This window comes from Arcanobacterium buesumense (assembly GCF_012563545.1).
GTDB lineage: Bacteria > Actinomycetota > Actinomycetes > Actinomycetales > Actinomycetaceae > Arcanobacterium > Arcanobacterium buesumense.
On sequence record NZ_CP050804.1, the window covers coordinates 1540757 to 1565905 of the forward strand.

Below are 25149 nucleotides of genomic sequence, written 5' to 3' on the forward strand. Positions count from 1 at the left end.
GCTGCCTTAGCGGCGGCGGCCCTTGCGATCGTCCTTCTCGTGACTACGGAAAGTACGAGTAGGGGCGAATTCGCCGAGCTTGTGGCCGACCATGGATTCGGTGACGAACACCGGAACATGCTTACGGCCGTCGTGGACTGCAAAGGTGTGACCTAGGAAGTCGGGGGTAATAACCGACCGACGGGACCAGGTCTTAATAACGTTCTTGGTACCCTTTTCGTTTTGGGCGTCCACCTTTTTCATAAGGTGTTCGTCTACGAACGGGCCCTTCTTCAAACTACGCGGCATTGCTCATATCCTCCTGATCAGCGCTTCTTGCCAGTCTTGCGACGGCGCACAATGAGCTTGTCGCTGGGCTTGTTGGGATGGCGTGTACGGCCTTCCTTCTTACCCCATGGGGATACTGGGTGACGACCACCAGAGGTCTTACCTTCACCACCACCATGTGGGTGATCAACTGGGTTCATGACAACACCACGAACGGTTGGGCGAACGCCCTTCCACCGCATGCGGCCAGCCTTACCCCAATTGATATTGGACTGCTCAGCATTGCCAACTTCGCCAACAGTTGCACGGCAGCGCGCGTCGACGTTACGAATTTCGCCAGATGGCATACGCAGCTGGGCGTACTTACCTTCTTTAGCAACGAGCTGTACCGAAACGCCAGCAGAGCGGGCGATCTTTGCACCGCCACCTGGGCGCAATTCCACAGCGTGGATCACGGTACCAACTGGAATGTTGCGAAGTGGAAGGTTGTTGCCTGGCTTGATGTCTGCAGACGGACCATTCTCAACCATCATGCCCTGCTTGAGGTTGACCGGAGCCAAGATGTAACGCTTTTCGCCGTCTACGTAGTGTAGAAGTGCGATACGTGCGGTACGGTTCGGGTCATACTCAATATGAGCAACACGTGCTGGAATGCCGTCCTTATCGTGACGACGGAAGTCAATCACGCGGTACTGGCGCTTATGGCCACCACCCTTGTGACGGGTAGTGATGCGGCCGGAATTATTACGGCCACCAGTCTTAGAGAGCGGGCGCAGGAGCGACTTCTCCGGCGTCGATCGGGTGATCTCAGCGAAGTCGGCGACGCTCGCACCGCGACGACCTGGTGTCGTCGGCTTGTACTTACGAATTCCCATGAGTTCTTATCCTCAATATCCTGCCGGCGTTAGCCGACGATCTCGCCGTAGATGTCGATCGTGCCCTCACGGAGGGTGACAATGGCTCGTTTGGTTGCCTTGCGACGGCCGATGCCGTTACGAGTGCGACGAGTCTTGCCTGCACGATTCTGAGTGTTCACGGACTCAACCTTGACACCAAAGATTTTCTCGATGGCGATCTTGATTTCCGTCTTGTTCGCGGATGGGTGCACCAAGAAGGTGTACTTACCTTCATCCTCGCCACGAGCTGACTTTTCAGTAGCTACTGGGGCAAGAATGACGTCACGCGGATCCTTGTTGTGGAACGCTGCGTACTGAGTCACTTCGTCTCCTCCTTGCTGTGTGCACCAACAAAGGTGTCAAGAGCGGCTTGGGTGAAGATGACATCGTCGGCAACAAGCACATCGTATGCGTTGAGCTGATCAACGTAAATGATGTGAACTTGTGGCAAGTTGCGAAGCGAGAGAACGGCAGTCTCATCGTTACGCTCTAGTACAACAAGTGCGGTACGCTCGTCAACAACCTTATTGAGGAGGTTGAGAGCTGCCTTGGTTGAAGGAGTTGCCGAATCGACGATACCGGTGAGGACGTGAATACGACCATTACGTGCACGATCAGACAAAGCCTGAAGAAGTGCTGCGGCAATCATCTTCTTAGGGGTGCGCTGCGAGTAATCGCGTGGGCGCGGGCCGTGGACAGTGCCACCGCCGGTGAAGTGTGGGGCGCGGATCGAACCCTGGCGAGCGCGACCGGTACCCTTCTGCTTGAATGGCTTGACGCCACCGCCGCGGACTTCGCCACGGGTCTTAGTCTTGTGCGTACCCTGACGTGCAGCAGCAAGCTGGGCGACGACGACCTGGTGGATCAATGGAATATTAATTTCGAGATCGAACGACTCTGCGGGCAGAGTTGTTGATCCGGCCTTAGCGCCTGTGGTGTCGAGGATGTCAACCTTGAGGTCTGCCATTTAGATCAGGCTCCCTTCACGGCAGTACGGATCACGACGACGCCACCCTTGTTACCTGGGATAGCGCCAGACACGAGGATTAAATCATTCTCGGTGTCAATGGCGTGAATGGTCAAATTTTGTACGGTCACGCGAGCATTGCCCATGCGTCCTGCCATACGCATCCCACGGAAAACACGGGAAGGTGTGGAACAAGCGCCAATCGAGCCAGGCTTGCGGTGGTTACGGTGTGCACCGTGCGATGCTGATACACCAGCGAAGCCGTGACGCTTCATAACACCAGCAAAACCCTTGCCTTTAGACTTACCGATAACATCGATAGTCTGGCCAGCTTCGAAGGTCTCAACACCAAGTTCTTGGCCTAATGAGTACTCTTCAGCGTCTACTGTACGAATTTCTGCAACGTGACGACGTGGTGCAACACCAGCCTTCTCAAAGTGTCCTTTGAGTGGCTTTGTCACGTTCTTAGCCTTCAGCTCGCCAGATGCGATCTGGACTGCTGAATAGCCATCGATTTCAGGTGTACGAACCTGAGTTACAACGTTCTTACCAACACGAACAACCGTCACTGGAACGAGGTTAGCGTTCTCATCCCAGACCTGGGTCATGCCGAGCTTGGTGCCAAGTAGGGCCTTAACCGGCGCCACTTTAGCAGTAGTGATGTTCTTGGTCATTTTATGCGTTACCTCAGAGCTTGATCTCGACGCTAACGTCGGCTGGAAGATCCAGACGGCGGAGCGTGTCAATGGTCTTCAGAGTCGGATCGACAATGTCGATCAGTCGCTTATGCGTACGCATTTCAAAATGTTCGCGACTGTCCTTGTACTTGTGGGGCGAGCGAATGACCGTGAAAACGTTCTTCTCGGTCGGCAACGGCACTGGGCCCACGACCGACGCTCCTGTACGGGTAACTTCGTCGACGAGCTTTTTCGCTGCGTTGTCGATGACCTCATGGTCATAAGACTTCAGACGGATGCGGATCTTTTGTCCCGCCATGGCGTCGTCTCCCTCTCTTCTACCGCGGAACACTGAAACCCGCCATCGGGCGTGTCGCGGTTAAGCAATCAACAACGTCAAGCCCTATGAGATTTTTCAGTGAACCGGCCTTATGTACCGAAATACTTTTGCACTTCGGCCAAGTTCTTTACGTCTGGTTACAACCAGACAACTTGATAAGTATTGCAAACAAAGGCACAACTCATCAAGTCATGAGCGCAGTTGGTGTTTCATTCCACACTCATGATGACTTTTCACCAATTCTAGGTGAACTATGAGGGCCCTGCCAAAAGACAGGGCCCTCATAGAAGGTTTAGTTACCTAGCAGATACATTACTTGATGATCTTGGTGACACGACCTGAACCAACGGTGCGGCCACCCTCACGGATAGCGAAGCCGAGGCCCTCTTCCATAGCGATTGGCTGGATGAGCTCAACCGACATGTCGGTGTTGTCGCCTGGCATAACCATTTCGGTGCCCTCTGGAAGGGTGATCACGCCGGTAACGTCAGTGGTACGGAAGTAGAACTGCGGACGGTAGTTGGAGAAGAATGGGTTGTGACGGCCACCTTCGTCCTTACCGAGCACGTAGACCTGAGCTTCGAAGTTGGTGTGTGGGGTGATGGTGCCTGGCTTGGCAACAACCTGTCCACGCTCAACATCTTCACGCTTGGTACCACGGAGCAAGAGACCACAGTTTTCGCCAGCCTCAGCGTAATCCATCTGCTTGTGGAACATTTCAATTCCGGTAACAGTGGTCTTCTGTGGTGCACGAATACCGAGGATTTCGACTTCCTCATTGAGCTTGAGCATACCGCGCTCTGCACGACCGGTAACAACGGTTCCACGACCAGTAATCGTGAAGACGTCTTCGATTGGCATGAGGAATGGCTTGTCAAGATCGCGCACTGGATCGTCGAAGTAGGTATCGACAGCTTCCATGAGCTCTTCGATGGACTTGCTCCACTCAGCGTCACCCTCAAGAGCCTTGAGTGCCGAGATCTTAACGACTGGGAGATCGTCACCTGGGTAATCCTGGGACGAGAGAAGCTCACGAACTTCCATTTCGACGAGCTCGAGGATTTCCTCATCGTCAACCATGTCAGCCTTGTTCAAAGCAACGATGATCTGTGGAACGCCAACCTGGCGAGCAAGAAGAACGTGCTCGCGAGTCTGAGCCATTGGGCCGTCAGTAGCGGCAACAACGAGGATTGCGCCGTCCATCTGTGCAGCGCCGGTAATCATGTTCTTGATGTAATCGGCGTGGCCTGGGGCGTCAACGTGTGCGTAGTGACGCTTTTCGGTCTGGTATTCAACGTGGGAAACGTTGATGGTAATACCACGCTGACGCTCTTCTGGAGCATTGTCAACCTGGTCGAACGGGGTGAACTCGTTCAGTTCTGGATATTTTTCCGCAAGAACTTTGGTAATCGCAGCGGTCGTCGTTGTCTTTCCGTGATCAACGTGACCGATGGTGCCGATGTTCATATGCGGCTTGGACTTGTCGTACTTGGCCTTTGCCACTTTCGCCCTCCTGGGACTCGATGTTATTTGGTCTTCAGTTTATAAGTTTTGTGCGCTAGCACCAAACCGTGACTAAAGAGATCCTACTGGTCTATTGGTTGATTGTAAATCAGACCTGTTGGCTCACTCGCCACGGGTCTTCTGGATAATCTCGTCGGCAACAGCCTTCGGGACTTCCTGGTACTTCGCGAACTGCATGGAGTACACTGCGCGACCCTGCGTCTTAGAACGCAAATCGCCAATGTATCCGAACATTTCGGAAAGCGGAACGAGAGCGCGAACGATCTTGACACCAGTCGCGTCCTCCATGGAGGAGATCAGACCACGGCGAGAGTTAAGGTCGCCAATCACATCTCCCATGTACTCTTCCGGAGTACGAACCTCCACGTCCATTACTGGTTCGAGGATAACCGGGTTAGCGCGCTTAGCGCCCTCACGGAACACCATCTGGCCAGCAATCTTGAACGCCATTTCGGAGGAGTCGACGTCGTGGTACGCACCATCTTCGAGAGTGGCCTTCACATTTACCATTGGGAATCCGGCAAGAACGCCGTTTTCCATAGCAGCTTGAATACCAGCATCGACAGACGGAATGTACTCGCGTGGCACGCGGCCACCGGTCACAGCGTCAACAAACTCGTAGGTCTTGCCTTCTTCGTTTTCCTCAAGAGGTTCGAAAGTGACAATAACCTTTGCGAACTGACCGGAACCACCGGTCTGCTTCTTGTGGGTGTAGTCAATAGACTTTGCCGTGGAACGGATCGTTTCACGGTAAGCAACCATTGGCGCACCAACATTAGCTTCAACCTTGAACTCGCGACGCATACGGTCAACGATGATATCGAGGTGAAGTTCGCCCATACCGCCAATAACAGTCTGACCAGACTCTTCGTCCAAACGGACAGTGAAGGTAGGATCTTCTTCGGCTAGCTTTTGAATAGCAATACCGAGCTTTTCCTGGTCAGCCTTTGACTTAGGCTCGACGGCGACGTGGATCACTGGATCCGGGAACGTCATCGATTCGAGCGAAATCGGGTGGTTGAGATCGGTCAATGAATCACCAGTTGTGGTGTCCTTAAGACCGATAACAGCATAGATGTGGCCAGCGTGTGCGGTATCCACTGGGTTTTCTTTATTCGAGTGCATCTGGAAAATCTTTCCGATGCGCTCTTTCTTACCCTTGGTCGCGTTAAGCACCTGCGAACCGGCGTCCATCTTTCCAGAGTAGACACGGACGTAGGTCAAACGACCGAAGAATGGGTGAACTGCGATCTTAAAAGCAAGAGCTGCGAATGGCTCATTTTCACTCGGCTTACGAATAAGCTCAACTTCTTCATCGCGTGGATCAACGCCCTTAACTTCACCAACATCAAGTGGGGAAGGAAGGAAATCAACAACAGCATCGAGAACCGGCTGGATACCGATGTTCTTATATGCTGAACCGCAGTAGACTGGGAAACCTTCGCCAGCAATCGTCATACGGCGAATAACAGCTTTAAGCTCATCGATCGAAGGCTCTTCGCCGCCGAGATACTTATCAAGAAGTTCGTCGTCGTTTTCCGCAACTTGCTCAACGAGAGCAGCACGGTATTCTTCAGCCTTAGCAAGAAGGTCAGCAGGAATTTCTTCCTCAACAACCAAGTTACCCATGGTTGCGTTGCCCTTCTCATCCTTTTCCGGGAAGCGCAATGCCTTCATGTTAAGAAGATCAATAACGCCAGCGATATCAGACTCTGCACCAATTGGCAGTTCCATGATAATCGGGTTGGCGTGCAAACGATCCTTAAGGGTCTGAACAGAGAAATAGAAGTCCGCACCCATCTTGTCCATTTTGTTAATGAAGCAGATACGTGGAACGTTGTACTTATCAGCCTGACGCCAAACGGTCTCTGACTGTGGCTCAACACCTTCTTTACCATCGAATACAGCGACCGCGCCGTCGAGAACGCGGAGCGAACGCTCCACCTCAACGGTAAAGTCAACGTGTCCAGGGGTGTCGATGATGTTAATCTGATGACCCTTCCAGAAAGAAGTGACCGCAGCCGATGTAATCGTAATACCGCGTTCCTTCTCCTGCTCCATCCAGTCAGTGGTGGATGCGCCATCGTGAGTTTCACCGAGCTTGTAGTTAATACCGGTGTAGAAGAGGATGCGCTCGGTGACGGTGGTTTTACCCGCGTCAATATGCGCCATAATTCCGATGTTACGGACCTTATTTAGGTCGGTAAGCACTTCGTGTGCCATGGATCTCTTTCCTGATCATGCCGGGCTTACGCCCGACGTCGTTTTACCAGCGGTAATGCGCGAATGCGCGGTTCGCTTCGGCCATCTTGTGCATGTCCTCGCGACGCTTAACAGCTGCGCCGAGGCCATTTGCGGCGTCCATGATTTCATTCTGGAGACGTTCGAGCATGGTGTGCTCACGACGTCCACGAGAGAAATCAACGAGCCAACGAAGCGCGAGAGTGTTAGCGCGGCCTGGCTTAACCTCGACCGGAACCTGGTAGGTTGCGCCGCCAACACGACGAGAGCGAACTTCGAGCTGTGGACGAATGTTATCGAGTGCGCGCTTAAGAACGACGAGTGGCTCTTGGCCAGTCTTCTCGCCGACAGCTTCTAGAGCACCGTAAACGATACGCTCTGCTGTGGACTTCTTGCCATCAAGAAGCACGCGATTAATGAGCTGGGTAACGACTGTGGAGCCGTGAACCGGATCAGCAATGAGTGGACGCTTACGCGCTGGACCCTTACGAGGCATTACTTCTTCTCCTTCTTCGCACCGTACTTGGAACGACCCTGGTTGCGAGACTTGACACCCTGGGTATCAAGTGCACCACGAACGATGTGGTAACGCACACCAGGAAGGTCCTTTACACGACCACCGCGAACGAGCACGATCGAGTGCTCCTGGAGGTTATGACCTTCGCCTGGGATGTAAGCCGTAACTTCAATACCTGATGAAAGACGGACACGGGCAACCTTACGAAGAGCCGAGTTCGGCTTCTTTGGGGTTGTGGTGTACACACGGGTGCACACGCCACGACGCTGCGGGCTAGCCTTCAGCGCCGGCGTGTTTGATGAACTCGCCTTGCTGGAGCGGCCCTTACGGACCAGCTGCTGAATAGTTGGCACTATTTCTCCTGTTGATATGTCAATAGTCGAACTGCCCGCCTGCTCGCCTTTTCGAACCTGCGGTCGGAAAGACACCGTTCTTTCCTAACGTCCACGCATATGCACATTCGCAATACCGACCGTGTGGAGACGGGCTTTCACGTAAAAGCAAACGGTTTTCCGAATTGGCAACGTCATACGCATGGAACGGGCACCGTTCTTAAGACTAACGAATTCGCACTATGCCAGTCAAAGAATCAGCCTAAATATCTTAGTGGCACTAGGCACATAGGTGCGAAAAGGACGATATTTACCGGCGAGAACGGACAATAGCGTTAACAATCTCACACATATCTCCGAGGAGATCGTCAAGCTCAGAGAACTCACTATACAATTCGTCTGATTTATCTACGCTATTGCCAAAATGCTCCAGCTCTCGCAAAGAGGAATCTGCGCGATTCTTCGCCCCGGCCACCGTGGCTGCCAGCTCCGAACCGAGACTATCGCGCACTGTCATATCCGCCGTTGTTTCCCACAAGCTTAAAAGCTGACGAGGAATCGCTACCGCTTCAGCCACCTGCCGAACATAATCACGCACTGCCTGCATAAAGGTTGCCGTACGCGCAGTTTGCGTGCGCAAAGTCCGAATATCATCCTGCAGAGCTTCCCCAAGCATCACCAATGCCCGGAATTGATCATATGTACTGTCATCGTCTTCGTCGAAATCAAGAACTTCAGCCACAAAATGACCGTACATGTAAATATGCAACCGACTAAGGGCAATACGGAACTGCGTACGCGAAACATTCAACGTCAATTCATCTAGCTTGGCAGACAAAGAATCCATATAGCCACCAACGATGCCTTGCATTTGCACCCAAACAGTCAACGGCATAGTCAATGACGCAAGTTCGGGACGATCCGCACCATACAACGTAAATTTTTGACCCACTTCAGCCATATACGCCATATCTTCATCGACACGTTTCACAGTTTGCGCGATATCCGTGGCCATCTGCGAGAGAATCTCCTGAGTGGACATCCAGGAGCTGAAATGCTCATAAACTGCACGAGCCTTATCCAAAGCTGAAACCAGTGCAGATTCCCCAGAACGAACCGGGAAGCCATCAGCACGAGCTTCCCGCAACGCAACTTCCGAGACTAACGCGGCGTTTTGGAAACTCTCGTAGGTTGCAATACCTGCCCCGTGAAGCGTGTCTACTAACACACCGACGCCAATTTCGGCAGCTTCCCGTCGGTTCTTGCCAGCCGCCATTGCCTCGCGCTCTGCTTTACGCACAACCGCATAGATATCTGACACTGCCGAGTACAGCGAATCATCACACGGACGCGAACGAACCGATAGATAACCACCATCAGCTAACGGAGTGATCGTAGCAAAAACGCGATACTCAGACCCATCAGCCGCTAGATTACGCACATATGCCGCAAAAGGTTCTCCGGACTGCAGCGTATCCCACATCACCTTAAAAGCTGCACCAGGCATTTCCGGATGGCGAATAAGATTGTGCGGCGCACCTCGAAGTTGCTCACGCGAGTAACGCGACATTCGAGTAAATACACTATTTGATAAATCAATAATGCCCTTCGCATCCGTTGTTGAAAAGAATAATTCATCAACGGGTACAACATGCAAAGCACCAGTGGGTTCAACCATACCTGTGTTCCTTAGTAATAAAACAGGGAAAGCGGAGGTGATTTCACCACCGCTTTCCCTATTATCGCATTTTTATCGAAGATAATCAGAAATTAGAGCCGAATCCGTAACCGGCAGCATCATAATCATCGAAAGAGCCGTAACCATAGAAGTCATCAAATGACTCCATGCCCGCTCCCATAAACGAATTGAGCTGCTCGTATTCAGCACGAGCCTCATCGGTTGGCTCAACGCGCAACTGGCGCAGACTCTCAAGTCCAGTACCAGCTGGGATGAGCTTACCGAGAATGACGTTTTCCTTCAGGCCAGACAGCGGATCAGACTTGGCATTAAGCGCAGCCTCAGTCAAAACCTTTGTGGTCTCCTGGAAGGATGCAGCAGACAGCCAAGAATCAGTAGCCAACGACGCCTTGGTAATACCCATCAATTCGGGACGACCAGAAGCCGGACGGCCACCTTCAGCCAAAACTGCACGGTTAGCACTCTCGAAGACAGCAACATCAACCAATTCACCAGGTAGCAAACGGGTATCGCCGGAATCAAGAACCGTGACACGACGCAACATCTGACGCACGATAACCTCAATGTGCTTATCGTGAATCTCAACGCCCTGAGAACGGTAAACATGCTGAACTTCAGAGACCAAATGCAACTGTGTAGTGCGACGGCCAGAAATACGAAGAACCTTCTTAGGATCGATCAAGCCTTCAACTAGCTGCTGACCAACAGTGACATGAGCGCCTTCTGGAACAAGCATCTTAGCGCGTTTGCCAACAAGGTAAACAAGATCTTCATCACCGTCATCACGCTTAATAATAAGGCGACGCGAACGCTCCAAATCTTCGATTTCGAGCTTGCCTGCAGCCTCAGCCAATGGCGCTTCACCCTTTGGAGTACGCGCTTCAAAGAGCTCTTGCACACGTGGCAGACCCTGAGTGATGTCTTCTGCAGATGCTGCACCACCAGTGTGGAAGGTACGCATTGTCAACTGGGTACCAGGTTCGCCAATCGACTGTGCCGAAACAATACCAACTGCTTCGCCAATATCAACGAGCTTACCTGTAGCCAGCGAACGACCATAACACATGGCACACGTACCAACACGGGAGTTACAGGTCAGCACCGAACGCACTGAAATCTGCTTAATACCGGCAACGAGAAGCTTCTCAAGAGCAACGTCACCAATATCAGTACCACCGGCTACCAGCACGTTACCGTCAGCATCAGTGACATCCTTTGCCAAGGTACGCGCGTAAACCGAGGTATCGATTTCGTCATTTGGCAAGACCTTGCCGGTCTCCCACTGTTCCTTGGTAGCTTCCTTTTCAGTCAGTGTCGTTGGAACGCCATTCACCATCACTTCGCGCAGCTCATTGCCATCCTTATCAACAGCGACAATAAACTTGTTCAAGCCGCGAGAGGTGCCACAATCGTGCTCCCGGACGATCACGTCCTGGGCGACGTCGACAAGACGTCGGGTCAAATAACCCGATTCCGCAGTACGCAACGCGGTATCTGCTAGACCCTTACGAGCACCGTGGGTAGCGGTGAAGTATTCGAGTGCTGACAGGCCTTCACGGTAGTTGGAGGTAATCGGACGAGGAATAATCTCACCCTTAGGATCGGCCACCAAACCACGCATACCAGCAACCTGACGAATCTGCATCCAGTTACCACGAGCACCAGAGGTAACCATGATGTTCACGTTGTTCCACTCATCGAAGTTCTTACGCATTTCTTCAGCAACCTCATCGGTTACTTCAGTCCACAATGCAACTAAGTCCTTACGACGATCTTCGTCGCGGATGTTTCCTTCTTGGAAGTCCATTTCGATCTTTGCGGCGCGCTTTTCTGCGGCTGCCAAAATGTCCTTCTTCGTTTGTGGCGGAATAACGTCCGAAACTGCAATGGTCACGCCGGAACGGCCACCCCAGTAGAATCCAGTTTCTTTCAACGCATCAAGCGAGGCACCAACATCAACCTTTGGATAACGCTCAGCAAGCTCGTTAATGATCGCACCCAAAACCTTCTTGCCGACCACCTTATTGATGTACGGGAAGGTTGTTGGCAGGGCTTCATTAAAGATTGCTCGGCCAAGAGTTGTTTCGAGGATAATCGGATCGCCTTCATCGAAGCTCTCCGGAGCCTGCCAATCACGTGGTGGGACAATGTCATTAGCCGGGAAACGCAGGTTAATCTTGGCGTTGAGATCCAACTGACCAAGATCAAAGGCCATCTGTGCCTCAGCCACTGAGGAGAAGTAACGCCCTTCGCCGTCTCCCCCGTCGCGTACAACGGTCAAGTGATACAAACCAATAATCATGTCCTGTGCCGGAACAGTCACTGGGCGACCATCCGAAGGCTTGAGGATGTTATTAGCGGAGAGCATCAAGATTCTCGCTTCAGCTTGAGCTTCAACAGACAACGGCAGATGGACTGCCATCTGATCGCCGTCGAAGTCAGCGTTGAAAGCAGCACAAACGAGTGGGTGTAGGCGAATTGCCTTACCTTCAATCAACTGTGGTTCGAATGCCTGAATACCCAAACGGTGCAAGGTTGGTGCACGGTTGAGGAGCACTGGATGCTCACGAATAACTTCTTCAAGCACGTCGAAGACTTCGTCACGTTGACGTTCAATCAATCGCTTAGCTGCCTTGATGTTCTTTGCGAGCTCCAAATCAACAAGACGCTTTTGTACGAATGGCTTGAACAATTCCAAAGCCATCGTCTTTGGCAAACCACATTGGTGAAGCTTGAGCGTTGGGCCGACGACGATAACCGAACGGCCTGAGTAATCAACGCGCTTACCAAGGAGGTTTTGACGGAAACGTCCTTGCTTGCCCTTAAGCATATCGGAAATCGACTTCAACGGACGGTTTCCAGCGCCCTGTACTGGGCGACCACGGCGACCGTTATCAAAGAGAGCATCGACTGCTTCTTGCAACATACGCTTTTCGTTATTGACCATAATTTCTGGCGCATTAAGATCAATCATGCGTTGCAGACGGTTATTACGGTTAATAACGCGACGGTAGAGATCGTTCAAATCAGAAGTAGCAAAACGGCCGCCATCAAGTTGAACCATTGGTCGCAGATCCGGCGGAATCACCGGAAGTGCATCAAGAACCATGGCTTCTGGCTTCGTGCCGGAATGCAAGAAGGCGTTCACTACCTTAATCCGCTTCAATGCACGGGTTTTCCGCTGTGCTGTACCGGTTTCGATTTGTTCAACTAGCGCATCGTGCTCTGCTTCTAGATCGAAATCACGCAGGCGACGCTGGATAGCTTCAGCACCACGGAATGCCTTGAAGTAGTCACCCCAACGCAACACCATTTCACGGTATGCATCTTCGTCACCTTCAAGATCGCCGACCTTGAGCTTGGTGAACTTGTCCCAAACTTCTTCAAGACGAGCGATATCGTCTTCATATTCACGACGAACCCGGCGGGTTTCATTTTCTGCTTGGCGCTTGATCTTGGCACGCGCGCCAGCATCTTCGCCGTTCTTCTCAGCTTCGGCAAGTGCTTCTTCTTCAGCCTTGAGTCGCTTTTCGACGGCGGCGTCACGCTCTTTTTCCAGGTTTGCGCGTTCGAGTTCATATTCAGCTGTGAGCGCTGGCATGTCATTGTGCCGGCGGTCAGCATCTACGTCAGTGACCATATAGGCCGCAAAGTAGATGACCTTCTCAAGGTCCTTTGGAGCAATGTCGAGCAAGTATCCAAGGCGTGAGGGGACACCCTTGAAGTACCAAATGTGGGTCACCGGAGCAGCGAGCTCAATATGGCCCATACGTTCACGACGAACCTTGGATCGGGTGACTTCCACACCGCATCGCTCACATACGATGCCCTTGTAACGTGGGCGCTTGTACTTACCACACGCACACTCCCAATCACGGGTTGGGCCGAAGATCTGTTCACCGAACAGACCATCCTTCTCTGGCTTTAACGTACGGTAATTAATGGTTTCTGGCTTGGTAACAGTACCATGACTCCACTTGCGCACATCGTCTGACGTGGCCAGCGAAATATGGAGCTGATCAAAAAGATTGACGTCGAGCAAGATTCCTACTTCCTCAAGTAAGTACGCCGATTTTGGGGCATTTGGCGAGGTGAGTAGCAGGCGCGATAGCTACTCACCTCGCTGACGTTTGTTAGAGTTCCGAACCGGTTTCGAGGTCTTCTAAACCAGTAGTAATGCCGGCGCTTTGTGGCGCACGGAAGGCATCTTCGTCGGAATCTTGAAGGTTAATCGGGTTGCCGGCGGCATCCAAAGCTTCAACGTTAAGGCACAAGGAACGCATTTCTTGAACCAAAACCTTAAACGACTCTGGAATACCAGGCTCAGGGACGTTATCGCCCTTGACGATTGCTTCATAAACCTTGACGCGGCCGACGGTATCGTCGGACTTGATCGTCAACATTTCTTGCAAGGTATGTGCAGCGCCGTATGCTTCGAGCGCCCACACTTCCATTTCACCGAAACGCTGACCACCGAACTGAGCCTTACCACCCAATGGTTGCTGTGTAACCATCGAGTATGGACCAGTTGAACGGGCGTGGATCTTATCGTCAACCAAGTGATGCAACTTGAGCATGTACATGTAACCGACTGAGACTGGCTCTGGGAATGGATCACCAGTACGGCCATCAAACAACTGGGCTTTACCAGAAGCACCAATTAACCGATCGCCATCGCGATTCGGATGGGTGTTTTCCAAAAGTCCACGAAGCTCACCAGATTCAACACCGTCGAATACTGGGGTTGCGACGCGACCGTTGTGTTGGCCCACGACCGCATGTTCTGGAAGTGCAACTGCCCATTCTTCGCCGGCTTCGCGAGCTGCCGTTGCATCCCAACCTTGGGAGGCAACCCAGCCCAGGTGCAATTCGAAGACCTGACCGAGGTTCATACGAGATGGCACGCCAAGTGGGTTCAAAACGATATCCACTGGAGTACCGTCGGCCATGAACGGCATGTCTTCGACTGGCAAAATACGAGAGATAACACCCTTGTTGCCGTGGCGTCCAGCCATCTTGTCACCAATGGTGATCTTACGACGCTGAGCGATATGAACACGAACAGTTTGCCGTACATCAGCAGCAAGTTCATCATGGTTTTCGGAGGAGAATTCCTTAACACCAATGACGATACCGGATTCACCGTGTGGAACACGTAGTGAGGTATCGCGAACTTCCTTCGCCTTTTCACCGAAGATAGCGCGCAGGAGACGTTCTTCGGAGGTCAGTTCTGTTTCGCCCTTTGGCGTAATCTTGCCGACGAGGATATCGCCAGCTGAGACTTCCGCACCGATTCGGATAATGCCGCGCTCATCAAGATGAGCAAGCATATCCTCACCGACATTTGGAATGTCGCGAGTGATTTCTTCTGGACCGAGCTTAGTGTCACGAGCATCAACTTCATGCTCTTCGATGTGGATCGAGGTGAGCAAATCTTCAGATTGGCAACGCTGCGAGACGATAATAGCGTCTTCGTAGTTGTAACCATTCCATGCCATGAAAGCAACAAGGAGGTTTTGTCCAAGAGCAAGTTCGCCACCATCAGTTGCCGGACCGTCAGCAATAAGCGAGCCTTTTTCAACCCGATCGCCTTCGGAAACGCGTACCAATTGGTTTGTACAGTTGCCCGGATTAGAACGCTCAAACTTCAAAAGCTTATAGACACGGTGGGTGCCGTCATCTTCTTCAACATGGACAACATCAGCGGAAACTTCAGTAACCACGCCAGAAGCCTTGGCAACAATAACTTCGCCGGCGTCAACCGCAGCACGTGCTTCGATACCGGTACCAACATATGGTGCAACCGGACGAATCAACGGCACTGCCTGGCGTTGCATGTTCGCGCCCATAAGTGCGCGGTTAGCGTCGTCGTGCTCCAAGAATGGAATAGCTGCCGTACCGACGGAAACCATCTGGCGAGCTGAAACATCCATGTAGCCAACTTCGTCAGCCGGAACGAGTGCCGGTTCGCCACCTGGAAGACGAACGAGGACTTCTTCGTCAACAAAGTGACCGTTTTCGTCTAGAGCTGCTGATGCCTGTGCGACGTTGTAGCGATCTTCGTCAGCCGCATCAAGGTAATCGATTTGATCGGTTACCCGACCGTCGACGACCTTACGGTACGGTGTTTCGATAAATCCGAATGCATTAACGCGTCCGTAAGTTGCCAACGAGCCAATAAGACCAATGTTTGGTCCTTCTGGCGTTTCGATTGGACACATACGGCCGTAGTGCGATGGGTGAACGTCTCGAACTTCCATAGAAGCGCGATCACGAGACAAACCGCCTGGGCCAAGAGCCGAGAGACGACGCTTGTGGGTCAAGCCAGCCAATGGATTGTTTTGATCCATGAACTGAGAAAGTTGCGAGGTTCCGAAGAACTCCTTGATAGCGGCAACGATTGGTCGAATATTGATCAATGACGACGGCGTAATAGCTTCGGCTTCCTGCGTTGTCATCCGTTCGCGAACCATACGGTCAAGACGAGCTAGACCGGTACGAACCTGATTTTGGATCAATTCGCCAACTGCCCGGATACGACGGTTACCAAAGTGATCGATATCGTCTGTCTCGACTGGTACTTCTACCCCACCATCAACTGTAGTGATCGATGATTGATTAGCGTGCAGTGCCAAAAGGTAACGCAAGGTAGCGGTGACATCTTGGAGTTGAAGCTGGCGCTTATCAGACTCGGTCTGCGTACCAAGCTTTTTATTAATCTTGTACCGGCCAACCTTAGCCATATCGTAACGCTTCGGGTTGTGGTAGAAGTTGTTAATCAGTGCGCGACCAGCTTCCGCCGTCGGTGGTTCACCTGGGCGCAACTTGCGATACAGATCTTGTAAAGCTTCTTCTTGAGTCTTGACCGTATCTTTATCCAAGGTGTCTAGGAGAATCGGGAAGTCCTTGAACTCTTCACGAATCTCAGCTTCAGACATACCCAGAGCCTTGAGGAATACGGTAGCCGACTGCTTACGCTTACGGTCAACACGTACGCCAACCGAATCACGCTTATCAATTTCAAACTCTAACCATGCACCACGTGATGGGATAACTTTAGTTGAGTAAATATATTTATCAGAGGTTTTATCTGCCGTACGCTCAAAATAAACGCCAGGCGAACGAACCAACTGCGAAACAACAACACGCTCGGTACCGTTAATAATAAAGGTGCCTTGTGGAGTCATTAACGGGAAATCCCCGATAAAGGTAGTCTGTGACTTAATTTCACCAGTTTCATAATTCTGGAATTCAGCAGTCACATATAGCGCAGCGGAATAGGTAAGATCCTTTTCCTTACACTCTGCGATTGAAGCCTTCTCTTCTTCAAGATGCGGATTTGACAGGACAAGGCCCATCGTTCCAGCAGTGTTCTCGATTGGCGAGACTTCGTCAAAAATTTCTTCAAAGCCAGACTTTTCGCCTTCTGCAGCGCTTTCACGCCATTCTTCGGAACCGATAAGCCAGCCGTAGCTGGAGGTCTGTAGGCCGAGTAGGTCTGGGACTGACAACGGTTCGTAAATCTTTGCAAACGATACGCGGTCAGAAACTAGTTTGCCATTCACAACGGTAGGCGTCGGGGTGCTATGCACAGCCAAAGGTGATCCTTCCCTGGGTTCTGGTAAGGGATATGCGAGGTTCGTCTAAAAACTACCCACATTATGACCAGATTGCCGGTTAAATGTGCTATTTTCAAGGAAAAATGGTAGCCAAAAGGCAAGCCACGCAAGTTTCTAATTTACCTTTGGAATGCAAGAAAGTCTACCCCCACCGATGTGGAAGGGGTCACGACTCCTATAAACAGACGAACAATCCTCGAATAACTATGCGGCAGTCGCGCCCTGCATAATCTCATCGACTCTTCGTCAGGTCGAGTAAATCTCTCAACGCGAAAACTCTCCCACACTTCGCCACTAGATGCAAGTAGACACGGCCAAAAGTATTCCCAACCTCAATATACGAAGATCCCCCAAACGCGAACATTTGGGGGATCTTCTCAACCGCCGGTGTTTAACCAGCAAGCTTTATTTCATGAGTGCGGATGAAGCCGCATACCTCACTTAAGGGTGACAGTTGCGCCAGCACCTTCGAGCTGTTCCTTAGCCTTCTCAGCGGTTTCCTTGTTGACACCTTCGAGGATTGGCTTAGGTGCACCATCAACGAGGTCCTTAGCTTCCTTCAGACCGAGGGAGGTAAGAGCGCGCACCTCCTTGATGACTGCAATCTTCTTGTCGCCAGCAGATTCGAGAATGACGTCAAATTCGTCCTTCTCTTCAGCAGCTTCAGCAGCGCCACCAGCAGCTGGGGCAGCAGCAGCAACTGCAACTGGAGCAGCAGCTTCTACGTCAAATTCTTCTTCGAACTTCTTAACGAAGTCGTTGAGCTCAACTAGGGTGAGCTCCTTGAAAGCTTCGATGAGCTCTTCAGCGGTGAGCTTAGCCATGATTGGCCTACCTTCCTTTGCCTACGTGTGAGGCGGGTTATTGTATTAAGTTGTGCTACTGCTCTCAGGCAGCAGCTTCTTCTTGCTTCGCACGTAGTGCGTCGACAGTGCGTACCAACTTGGTTGCTGGTGCGTTGAAAACAAATGCAGCCTTCTGCATGGAAGCCTTGAGAGCTCCGGCAGCCTTGGCCAAAAGGACCTCGCGAGATTCGAGATCGGCGAGCTTCGAAACATCTTCAGCAGCCAGAAGCGTGCCTTCAAGAACACCAGCCTTAACGATAAGTGCCGGGTTTTCTTTGGCGAAGTTCTTCACTGCCTTAGCTGCGGAAGCGATGTCACCGGTGACGAATGCCAGTGCAGTCGGGCCGGAAAGCGCGTCATCGAGACCTTCGACGCCAGCTTCCTTAGCCGCGATGCGAGCGAGGGTGTTCTTCGCAACAACGTACGTAGCTTCTTGACCCATTGCGCGACGAAGAGTCTTCATCTGTGCAACAGTCAGTCCACGGTACTCAGTTACGAGAACGGCCGAAGAACCCGAGAATAGCTCCTTGAGCTCTGCGATCGCTGCAGACTTGTCGGTCCGTGCCATGGGACCTCCTTCCGATTGAATGCCGAGATCGGAAGTTCAACATCGCGAAACCAAAGCGGGAATAAAAAATCCTCATGCATAGGCATGAGGACGGGTGCAGATTACCTGCTGTCTTTCGTACCTACGCTGGCTTCGCCGTGCGAACTTCGTCCCGAAAATTTCGGGCGACCTGCGGTCTTGGGCAATTAGTAGACTACGTCTATTTGAGCATCTTGGCAAGACCAAGCTCAGTTCCGTGAGCGGTCCAACATTTTATAGCAACACCGCAGTCCACTACTGCGCCAATTTCTTCAGCTCCCCATCTATACGATGGAACAGCATATCGAGGGCAACAAGGTTATGCCCACCTTCTGGCACAATCAGATCTGCACGGCGTTTTGACGGCTCTACATATATTTCATGCATTGGCTTAACCGTGCCTAAATACTGCGACTCCACCGATTCTAATGAGCGCCCACGCTCCACCACATCACGTTTGATACGTCGCAAAATACGCACATCGGCGTCGGTATCAACAAAAATCTTTACGTCACACAAATCGCACAAACGTGGCTCGGCAAAAATCAAAATACCTTCAAGAATAAGTACCGGTGCAGGCTCAATGTGTTGGGTTTCAACTGCCCTATTGTGGTTCGCATAATCATAAACAGGTGATTCGATTGCCTGACCGTTCAGCAATGAGTGAAGATGGTCAACTAAAAGATCGTTATCGAAAGATTGGGGATGATCATAATTGAGCTGGGAACGTTCCTCATAGCTCAAATCATTATGAGCTTTATAGTAGGAATCATGAAAAATAACTGACGCATGCGGGGCAAACCGCGACTCAATCGCCCGCGTTAAGGTCGTCTTTCCACTTCCAGTACCACCTGCAATACCGATGACTAACGATGTACTCACGGAAATAACCCCTTTAATACGAGAATGGAACTCTGTGGAAAATAGTACCGTGAATCGTCGCCAAATACCTGATAAGCATCTGATACTAGATCAAATATCTTCGTGACATAAAACAAACGCGGAACTGATATCAGTTCCGCGTTTGTCTACAGTTACGTATGACGCATGAAGTCATACCGCCCGTTGCAAGGAATCAGGCTTCCTTTGAGCTCTTGGTTGCATCGATGCGAATACCAGGGCCCATCGTAGTTGATACGGTTGCTTTGAGTAAGTAACGACCCTTAGATGAGGCTGGCTTCAAACGCATGATCTCTTCGTGAGCTGCAGTGAAGTTTTCAATGAGCTGTTCCTTGGTGAAGGATGTATTACCAATGATGAAAGCAAGGTTACCGTGCTTATCAACACGGAACTCAATACGTCCACCCTTGATGTCGTTAACAGCCTTAGCGGTATCCATTGTCACGGTACCGGTCTTTGGGTTAGGCATCAAACCACGTGGACCAAGCACGCGACCTAAACGGCCAACCTTACCCATGAGATCCGGGGTTGCAACAGCTGCATCGAAGTCGGTCCAGCCACCTGCGACCTTTTCGATGAGCTCGTCGCCGCCGACTTCATCAGCACCAGCTTCAAGAGCTGCTTGTGCTTTGTCGCCAACTGCGAAAACGATAACGCGTGCCGTCTTACCAGTTCCGTGTGGCAGATTAACAGTGCCACGAACCATCTGATCAGCTTTACGCGGATCAACACCGAGGCGGTACATAACCTCAACGGTAGATGGGAACTTAGTAACGGACGTCTTCTGTGCTAGCTCAATCGCTTCAGCTGGCGTATAAATTTCGCCAGCCTGGATGAGCTCAGCAGCCTTACGATAATTCTTTGAGCGCTTTGCCATTCTGCTTTTCTCCTTGTCAGCAGTTGTGGGGAACGAACCCGCTCGGGCTCTACCACGATGCCACATGTGGCATCATCAGTTGCTCGGGATGAGCGGTTAAGATTCTTAGATCTCGTCGGTGGTCACGCCCATCGAACGAGCGGTGCCGGCAATAATGCGAGCAGCGTTGTCGATATCGTTGGCGTTGAGGTCTGGTTCTTTAGTCTTTGCAATCTCACGCAATTGATCTGCGGTGAGGTGAGCAACCTTATTGGTGTGCGGAATTCCAGAACCCTTCTTAATACCGGCAGCTTTCTTAATAAGTTCAGCAGCAGGTGGAGTCTTGGTGATAAAGGTAAACGAACGATCTTCGTAAACCGTAATCTCAACTGGGACAATATTTCCGCGCATGGATTCAGTAGCAGCATTGTATGCCTTCGTGAATTCCACAATGTTAACGCCGTGCTGACCCAGAGCTGGGCCGATCGGCGGAGCCGGGGTGGCCATTCCAGCTTGAATCTGGAGCTTGATCAGACCGGCAACCTTCTTCTTCGGTGGCATTTTGATCCTTCTTTTCTTATCTTACTACCGCCGTCTGGCAACGACGACGGGTGCCTTCGTATCGCTTAAAAGACCACTGTGCTACGGAGATTAAGCCACACAGTGCTGTTGACGTTAGCCAATCAGTCCATCTTCTTAACTTGACCGAAGGACAAATCGACCGGGGTTTCCTGGCCGACAAGTGTCATGAGAACAGTCAACCGCTGGTTAACTGCATCAACCTCAGAAATTGTAGCGGGCATTCCAACCCAAGGCTCAGTGGTAAGAGTCACTGTCTCACCAACGACATATTCAACTTCAAGAGTCAAACCGACAGTTCCCACTTGTGCGCCAGCGGATTCTGCCGCAGCCGCAGCTTCTTGCTCAACAACAGGAGTGAGCATTTGCACAACTTCATCAGGGTTGAGAGCTACCGGATTACGTCCGTTTCCAACGAATCCAGTAACGCCATTTGTGTCCTGGACAACTCGCCATGAATCGTCCGTCATCTTCATGCGAATAAGTGCATATCCTGGGATCCGTACACGCGAGATGAGCTTTCGCTGGCCTTTCTTGACCTCAAAAACTTCTTCCATTGGAACTTCAATCTGGAAAATATAATCTTCCATATCCAAAGAACGCATACGGGTCTCAAGGTCACGCTTAACGCGCTTTTCATACCCAGCATAGGTATGCAATACATACCAGCGACCAGGTAAGCCCTTAAGCTTGGCACGAACCATTTCTTCAGTCACCAGCTCCTCATCTGAGGTAGCCTCTTCATCATCCGAGACGGCAACCGGCTCAGCGGCCACATCCGCAGGTTCAGACGCTTCCTGATCGTTGGGTAGTGATTCCTCAACGGCAGTTTCTGCAGGTAGCACGATATCCGACGCCGGCTCAGGTACGGCATCGGAGAATACGGGATTACCGATTGTAGTGTCGAGCTTTTCCTCGGACATATTTCCTGCTTTCAAATGATCTGGCAAATAAGCGTTAGCTGAAGATGACGAGAACGAGTTGAGCAAATACCAGATCGATCACTCCTACGAATGCCATCACAACAGCAACAAAGAAAACGACCGTAAGGAATAGCTTCCACAACTCAGAACGCGTTGGACGCTGAACTTTCTTCAGTTCCACAAACACTTCACGGAAGAACTGGACGATACGAGCGAAGAAGCCAAGCGAATCTGATTTCGCTGGCTTATTGCCGTGACTAGACGCGGAAGCCTGGCTCACTTGGTTATCCTCTCGGTAAATGTGGAAAACGGCCCTTGTGGGCCGCCTTCTTAGCAGGGCAGGAGGGACTCGAACCCACAACCGCCGGTTTTGGAGACCGGTGCGCTACCAATTGCGCCACTACCCTATAGGGGAAAGCCACGTTACATATCCTACCGCAAGTAGGTTAACAGACGTATGCGTTCCACAACTCCCCCTACTTTACTTCGCATTTTCCTCTGACACAATATTGAGCATGTAATTAGTGCCACATCACTCTTTTTCAGACCCACCCATTCCTTAAATACAGGTGACATTCAGCCATTTCCGTGCCACCATAGGACATATGACACATAAAACACCACGCACTCGCGTATCTGCTCGACTCGGGGCTTTACAACCATCTGCCACACTCGCCGTCGACGCTAAAGCTAAAGCACTTAAAGCTGCCGGCAAGCCCGTTATTGGTTTCGGCGCTGGAGAACCCAACTTCCCCACCCCAGCACACGTCGTCGACGCTGCCGTTGCCGCCGCCCAAGACCCAAAGAATCACAAATACACCCAAGCTTCTGGTTTGCCAGAACTGCGCGAAGCGATCGCGATGCGCGCCCGCGAAGACGCCGGTATCACGGTTGATCCAGCTAACATTATCGTTACCAACGGTGGCAAGCAGGCAGTCTTCCAAGCTTTTGCCTCCCTCGTTTCCGACGGCGATGAAGTCATTCTTCCCGCTCCGTACTGGACCACCTACCCCGAAGCAATCAAACTATGCGGTGGTAGCGTCGTCGAAGTATTTGCTGGCCCAGACCAAAACTATAAGGTCACAACCGCACAACTCGATGCGGCACTGACTGACCGTACCAAGGTTCTGCTCATGTGTTCACCATCGAACCCAACCGGTGCCGTCTACACAGCTGACGAACTACGTAACATCGGCCAGTGGGCACTAGCTAACGGTATCTGGATCATCACCGATGAAATCTACGAAAAGCTCGTCTATGAAGGTGACATGTCCTACCTGCTGAAGGTTGTGCCAGAACTTGCTGACCAGACCATCGTCGTCAACGGCGTCGCAAAATCGTACGCTATGACCGGCTGGCGCGTAGGCTGGATGTACGGTCCAAGTGACGTCATTAAAAAAGCAGCTAACTTCCAATCGCATATCACTTCAAACGTCTCGAATGTTTCCCAGCGGGCCGCTATTGCCGCATTAACAGGCGATCAAAGCATACTTGCTCCAATGAAAGAAGCTTTTGATCGACGTCGGCAAACCCTCGTCGCCATGCTTCGCGAGATCGATGGCTTTGTTGTCCCCCAGCCTACCGGCGCGTTCTATGTGTTCCCCAACATTGAAGCACTACTTGGCAAGGAGATCCGGGGCCGAGTAGCCACCACGTCAGCCGAACTTGCTGAGCTGATTTTAGACGAAGCCGAAGTTGCAGTAGTACCAGGTGAGGCTTTCGGCGCACCCGGTTACCTGCGCTTCTCCTATGCGCTTGCCGACGACGATCTGGTTGCCGGTGCCCGGAGATTACAAGAACTCTTTGCTTAACCAGATAAGCACCTAAACGACGAAAAGTTGCCGGGAGAACGCGTTGGTGTCCTCCCGGCAACGTGCATATAAAACAGCTACTAGCCGTCAATAAACCCAAAATATAAATGCTGTGGCTGGCGCAAGAAATAGCGATTGTCATTACAATCACATTGTTAAGCGTGGCAGAAGGTTATCTTTTACCTTCACCTCAGCCACTTCTCAGCTACCTCTAAGCGAAACAGTGCCTCAGCCTGCCAGTTCTTCTTCCGCGAGCGCCGGGCGCCGGCAACCAATGAAAGCACCACGCCAGCAGCCGAAGCACCCAAGGCCTGCGGATCAACCCATCGCGCCACCTGCTGCGTCCAATCAGCTAATAATTCATCAATATGCGGATACGTTTTTGGAGCTAACCCAGGTAGCACCGACATGTGCCCCAATAAACAGCCCCAATCATGAACGCGGTAGCCCGGGCCTAAGCTATCGACATCTAAAATTCCCGAAACCTCACCGGTAGCCGGATCGATAAATACGTTCGCTTCATAAAAATCCCCGTGGGTAGGCACAACCGGCCCAACATCCGCCTGAGCTAATACCGCCCGAATTTCCTTAGCTAACGAGCGTGCCCGATCGGCATGATCTGGAATAACGCTCGCCGCGGCTTCCGCATAATGCTCACTTCGCTCAGCCCACGCTGGGCGCGCCGGCAACCCGCGAGCCACCAACGGCAAACTATCCAACGTGCCAGCTAACGAATCCAAGACGGCTCGCATTCGCACAATATGCTCGGGAGCTACACTCGCATACACTTTGTTCAGCGCGATTCCAGGCACTGCCGATGTCACAATAAAACCGCGCGGATCAATACGCTCGATCCGCGGCGCCGGCGTCCCGCTACGCTCAAGTATCCGCAGCCTGGTAGCAACCGCCTCAACATGCCCGGCCTGAGTGACCTTACCAAAGCTCACATCTTCGGTATCGTCGTCGATAATTTTAACTACCGCGCGTCGGGTTGGCCGATACGTCACCAACTCCACATCAACAGCGCGCCCTAGCCAGGTAGCCAGTTTATCCGGGTCACACGCTAAATCTAGGGCTGGTAATTGGGGATCACCAGGATGCTCCCACACATGAACTCGCATCTGGCGCCACGTCAACGTACGCCCATCGACCTCAGCAAGCCGATCTTCGTCAACCTGAGCAGAAGAAGCAACAACGTATGTGTCACGGCGGGTAACCGGGCCACACTGGCCATCCACAAAGTCCAACACAACACTGTAGCCAACCGAAACTCCGGCACCCGGACGATGATGAACCGCATGAACATTCCAGGAACGGACCACGCCACGATGAGCTAAGGCAACCGAAAGCATCTGTGCGACATCCGGTCCGGTCAGCAAAGACATCACGGTGCGTTCAGCATCAGCACGTTGACGGTGTACAGCTCGTTCACTAGACATACGGATCACGGGATTAGTCACGTATCCATTTATAGAGAAGCTTGCCAGGCAGTTCAACTCGACTACCTATCTCGCTCAGTTTCACACTCTGGCACATTGAAACGATCCGCGCACGCTGGCAGACTTGGCTT

22 protein-coding genes and 1 tRNA gene are annotated in these 25149 nt (G+C 51.8%); 1 reads left to right on the forward strand and 22 read right to left on the reverse strand.

Annotated elements, in window-relative coordinates; genetic code table 11:
- Nucleotides 1-6: 6 nt before the first annotated feature.
- The 21 genes from rpsS to HC352_RS07245 form a co-directional block, all read right to left on the reverse strand.
- Nucleotides 7-288, reverse strand: a complete 282-nt coding sequence (rpsS, locus tag HC352_RS07145; RefSeq protein WP_168918233.1) for a 30S ribosomal protein S19 — start codon at nt 286-288, stop codon at nt 7-9.
- A gap of 17 nt (nt 289-305) precedes the next feature.
- Nucleotides 306-1142, reverse strand: a complete 837-nt coding sequence (gene rplB / locus HC352_RS07150) for a 50S ribosomal protein L2 (protein WP_168918234.1) — start codon at nt 1140-1142, stop codon at nt 306-308.
- A 29-nt stretch (nt 1143-1171) separates the two neighbouring features.
- Entirely contained in the window at nt 1172-1486 is a 315-nt protein-coding gene (gene rplW / locus HC352_RS07155) for a 50S ribosomal protein L23 (RefSeq protein ID WP_091280255.1), read from the reverse strand.
- On the reverse strand, nt 1483-2130 hold the full coding sequence (rplD, locus tag HC352_RS07160) for a 50S ribosomal protein L4 (RefSeq protein WP_168918235.1): 648 nt from the start codon (nt 2128-2130) through the stop codon (nt 1483-1485). The genes rplW and rplD overlap by 4 nt, the downstream gene beginning before the upstream one ends.
- A gap of 5 nt (nt 2131-2135) precedes the next feature.
- Nucleotides 2136-2804, reverse strand: a complete 669-nt coding sequence (gene rplC / locus HC352_RS07165; RefSeq protein ID WP_168918236.1) for a 50S ribosomal protein L3 — start codon at nt 2802-2804, stop codon at nt 2136-2138.
- A 13-nt stretch (nt 2805-2817) separates the two neighbouring features.
- A complete protein-coding gene (gene rpsJ / locus HC352_RS07170) occupies nt 2818-3126 on the reverse strand; it encodes a 30S ribosomal protein S10 (RefSeq protein WP_013170582.1) in 309 nt (102 codons plus the stop codon).
- A gap of 333 nt (nt 3127-3459) precedes the next feature.
- Complete coding sequence (gene tuf, locus HC352_RS07175; protein ID WP_168918237.1) at nt 3460-4650, reverse strand: elongation factor Tu; 1191 nt, start codon at nt 4648-4650, stop codon at nt 3460-3462.
- 123 nt (nt 4651-4773) lie between these two features.
- Nucleotides 4774-6894, reverse strand: a complete 2121-nt coding sequence (gene fusA, locus HC352_RS07180; RefSeq protein WP_168918238.1) for an elongation factor G — start codon at nt 6892-6894, stop codon at nt 4774-4776.
- Between the two features lie 43 nt (nt 6895-6937).
- Complete coding sequence (rpsG, locus tag HC352_RS07185; protein WP_168918239.1) at nt 6938-7408, reverse strand: 30S ribosomal protein S7; 471 nt, start codon at nt 7406-7408, stop codon at nt 6938-6940.
- Entirely contained in the window at nt 7408-7782 is a 375-nt protein-coding gene (rpsL, locus tag HC352_RS07190; RefSeq protein ID WP_013170586.1) for a 30S ribosomal protein S12, read from the reverse strand. Before rpsL ends, rpsG begins: the two co-directional genes overlap by 1 nt.
- Before the next feature lie 289 nt (nt 7783-8071).
- Nucleotides 8072-9439, reverse strand: a complete 1368-nt coding sequence (locus HC352_RS07195) for a PAS domain-containing protein (RefSeq protein ID WP_168918240.1) — start codon at nt 9437-9439, stop codon at nt 8072-8074.
- Nucleotides 9440-9524: 85 nt separating this feature from the next.
- The gene (rpoC, locus tag HC352_RS07200; RefSeq protein ID WP_168918241.1) at nt 9525-13502 is read right to left on the reverse strand and encodes a DNA-directed RNA polymerase subunit beta'; all 3978 of its coding nucleotides are present in this window, start codon (nt 13500-13502) and stop codon (nt 9525-9527) included.
- Nucleotides 13503-13593: 91 nt separating this feature from the next.
- Complete coding sequence (gene rpoB / locus HC352_RS07205) at nt 13594-17058, reverse strand: DNA-directed RNA polymerase subunit beta (protein WP_168918242.1); 3465 nt, start codon at nt 17056-17058, stop codon at nt 13594-13596.
- 458 nt (nt 17059-17516) lie between these two features.
- Nucleotides 17517-17903 carry a 50S ribosomal protein L7/L12 gene (gene rplL / locus HC352_RS07210; RefSeq protein ID WP_168918243.1) on the reverse strand — a complete coding sequence of 129 codons (387 nt, stop codon included), beginning with the start codon at nt 17901-17903 and terminating at the stop codon, nt 17517-17519.
- A gap of 64 nt (nt 17904-17967) precedes the next feature.
- Nucleotides 17968-18492 carry a 50S ribosomal protein L10 gene (gene rplJ, locus HC352_RS07215; RefSeq protein WP_168918244.1) on the reverse strand — a complete coding sequence of 175 codons (525 nt, stop codon included), beginning with the start codon at nt 18490-18492 and terminating at the stop codon, nt 17968-17970.
- Nucleotides 18493-18765: 273 nt separating this feature from the next.
- On the reverse strand, nt 18766-19392 hold the full coding sequence (udk, locus tag HC352_RS07220; protein WP_168918245.1) for a uridine kinase: 627 nt from the start codon (nt 19390-19392) through the stop codon (nt 18766-18768).
- A gap of 193 nt (nt 19393-19585) precedes the next feature.
- Complete coding sequence (rplA, locus tag HC352_RS07225; RefSeq protein WP_168918246.1) at nt 19586-20287, reverse strand: 50S ribosomal protein L1; 702 nt, start codon at nt 20285-20287, stop codon at nt 19586-19588.
- 105 nt (nt 20288-20392) lie between these two features.
- Entirely contained in the window at nt 20393-20827 is a 435-nt protein-coding gene (gene rplK / locus HC352_RS07230; RefSeq protein ID WP_168918247.1) for a 50S ribosomal protein L11, read from the reverse strand.
- Between the two features lie 122 nt (nt 20828-20949).
- Nucleotides 20950-21768 (reverse strand): transcription termination/antitermination protein NusG, encoded by an 819-nt coding sequence (nusG, locus tag HC352_RS07235; protein WP_168918248.1) that lies wholly within the window; start codon nt 21766-21768, stop codon nt 20950-20952.
- A gap of 34 nt (nt 21769-21802) precedes the next feature.
- On the reverse strand, nt 21803-22048 hold the full coding sequence (gene secE / locus HC352_RS07240; protein ID WP_168918249.1) for a preprotein translocase subunit SecE: 246 nt from the start codon (nt 22046-22048) through the stop codon (nt 21803-21805).
- Between the two features lie 54 nt (nt 22049-22102).
- Nucleotides 22103-22175 (reverse strand) — tRNA-Trp (locus HC352_RS07245).
- Nucleotides 22176-22373: 198 nt separating this feature from the next.
- Here HC352_RS07245 and HC352_RS07250 point away from each other — a divergent pair.
- Nucleotides 22374-23579: a pyridoxal phosphate-dependent aminotransferase gene (locus HC352_RS07250; RefSeq protein WP_168918250.1), complete on the forward strand. Its 1206-nt coding sequence runs from the start codon at nt 22374-22376 to the stop codon at nt 23577-23579.
- Nucleotides 23580-23764: 185 nt separating this feature from the next.
- On the opposite strand, the gene HC352_RS07255 is transcribed toward HC352_RS07250, so the two are convergent.
- On the reverse strand, nt 23765-25039 hold the full coding sequence (locus HC352_RS07255; protein WP_247645181.1) for a phosphotransferase family protein: 1275 nt from the start codon (nt 25037-25039) through the stop codon (nt 23765-23767).
- Nucleotides 25040-25149: the final 110 nt, after the last annotated feature.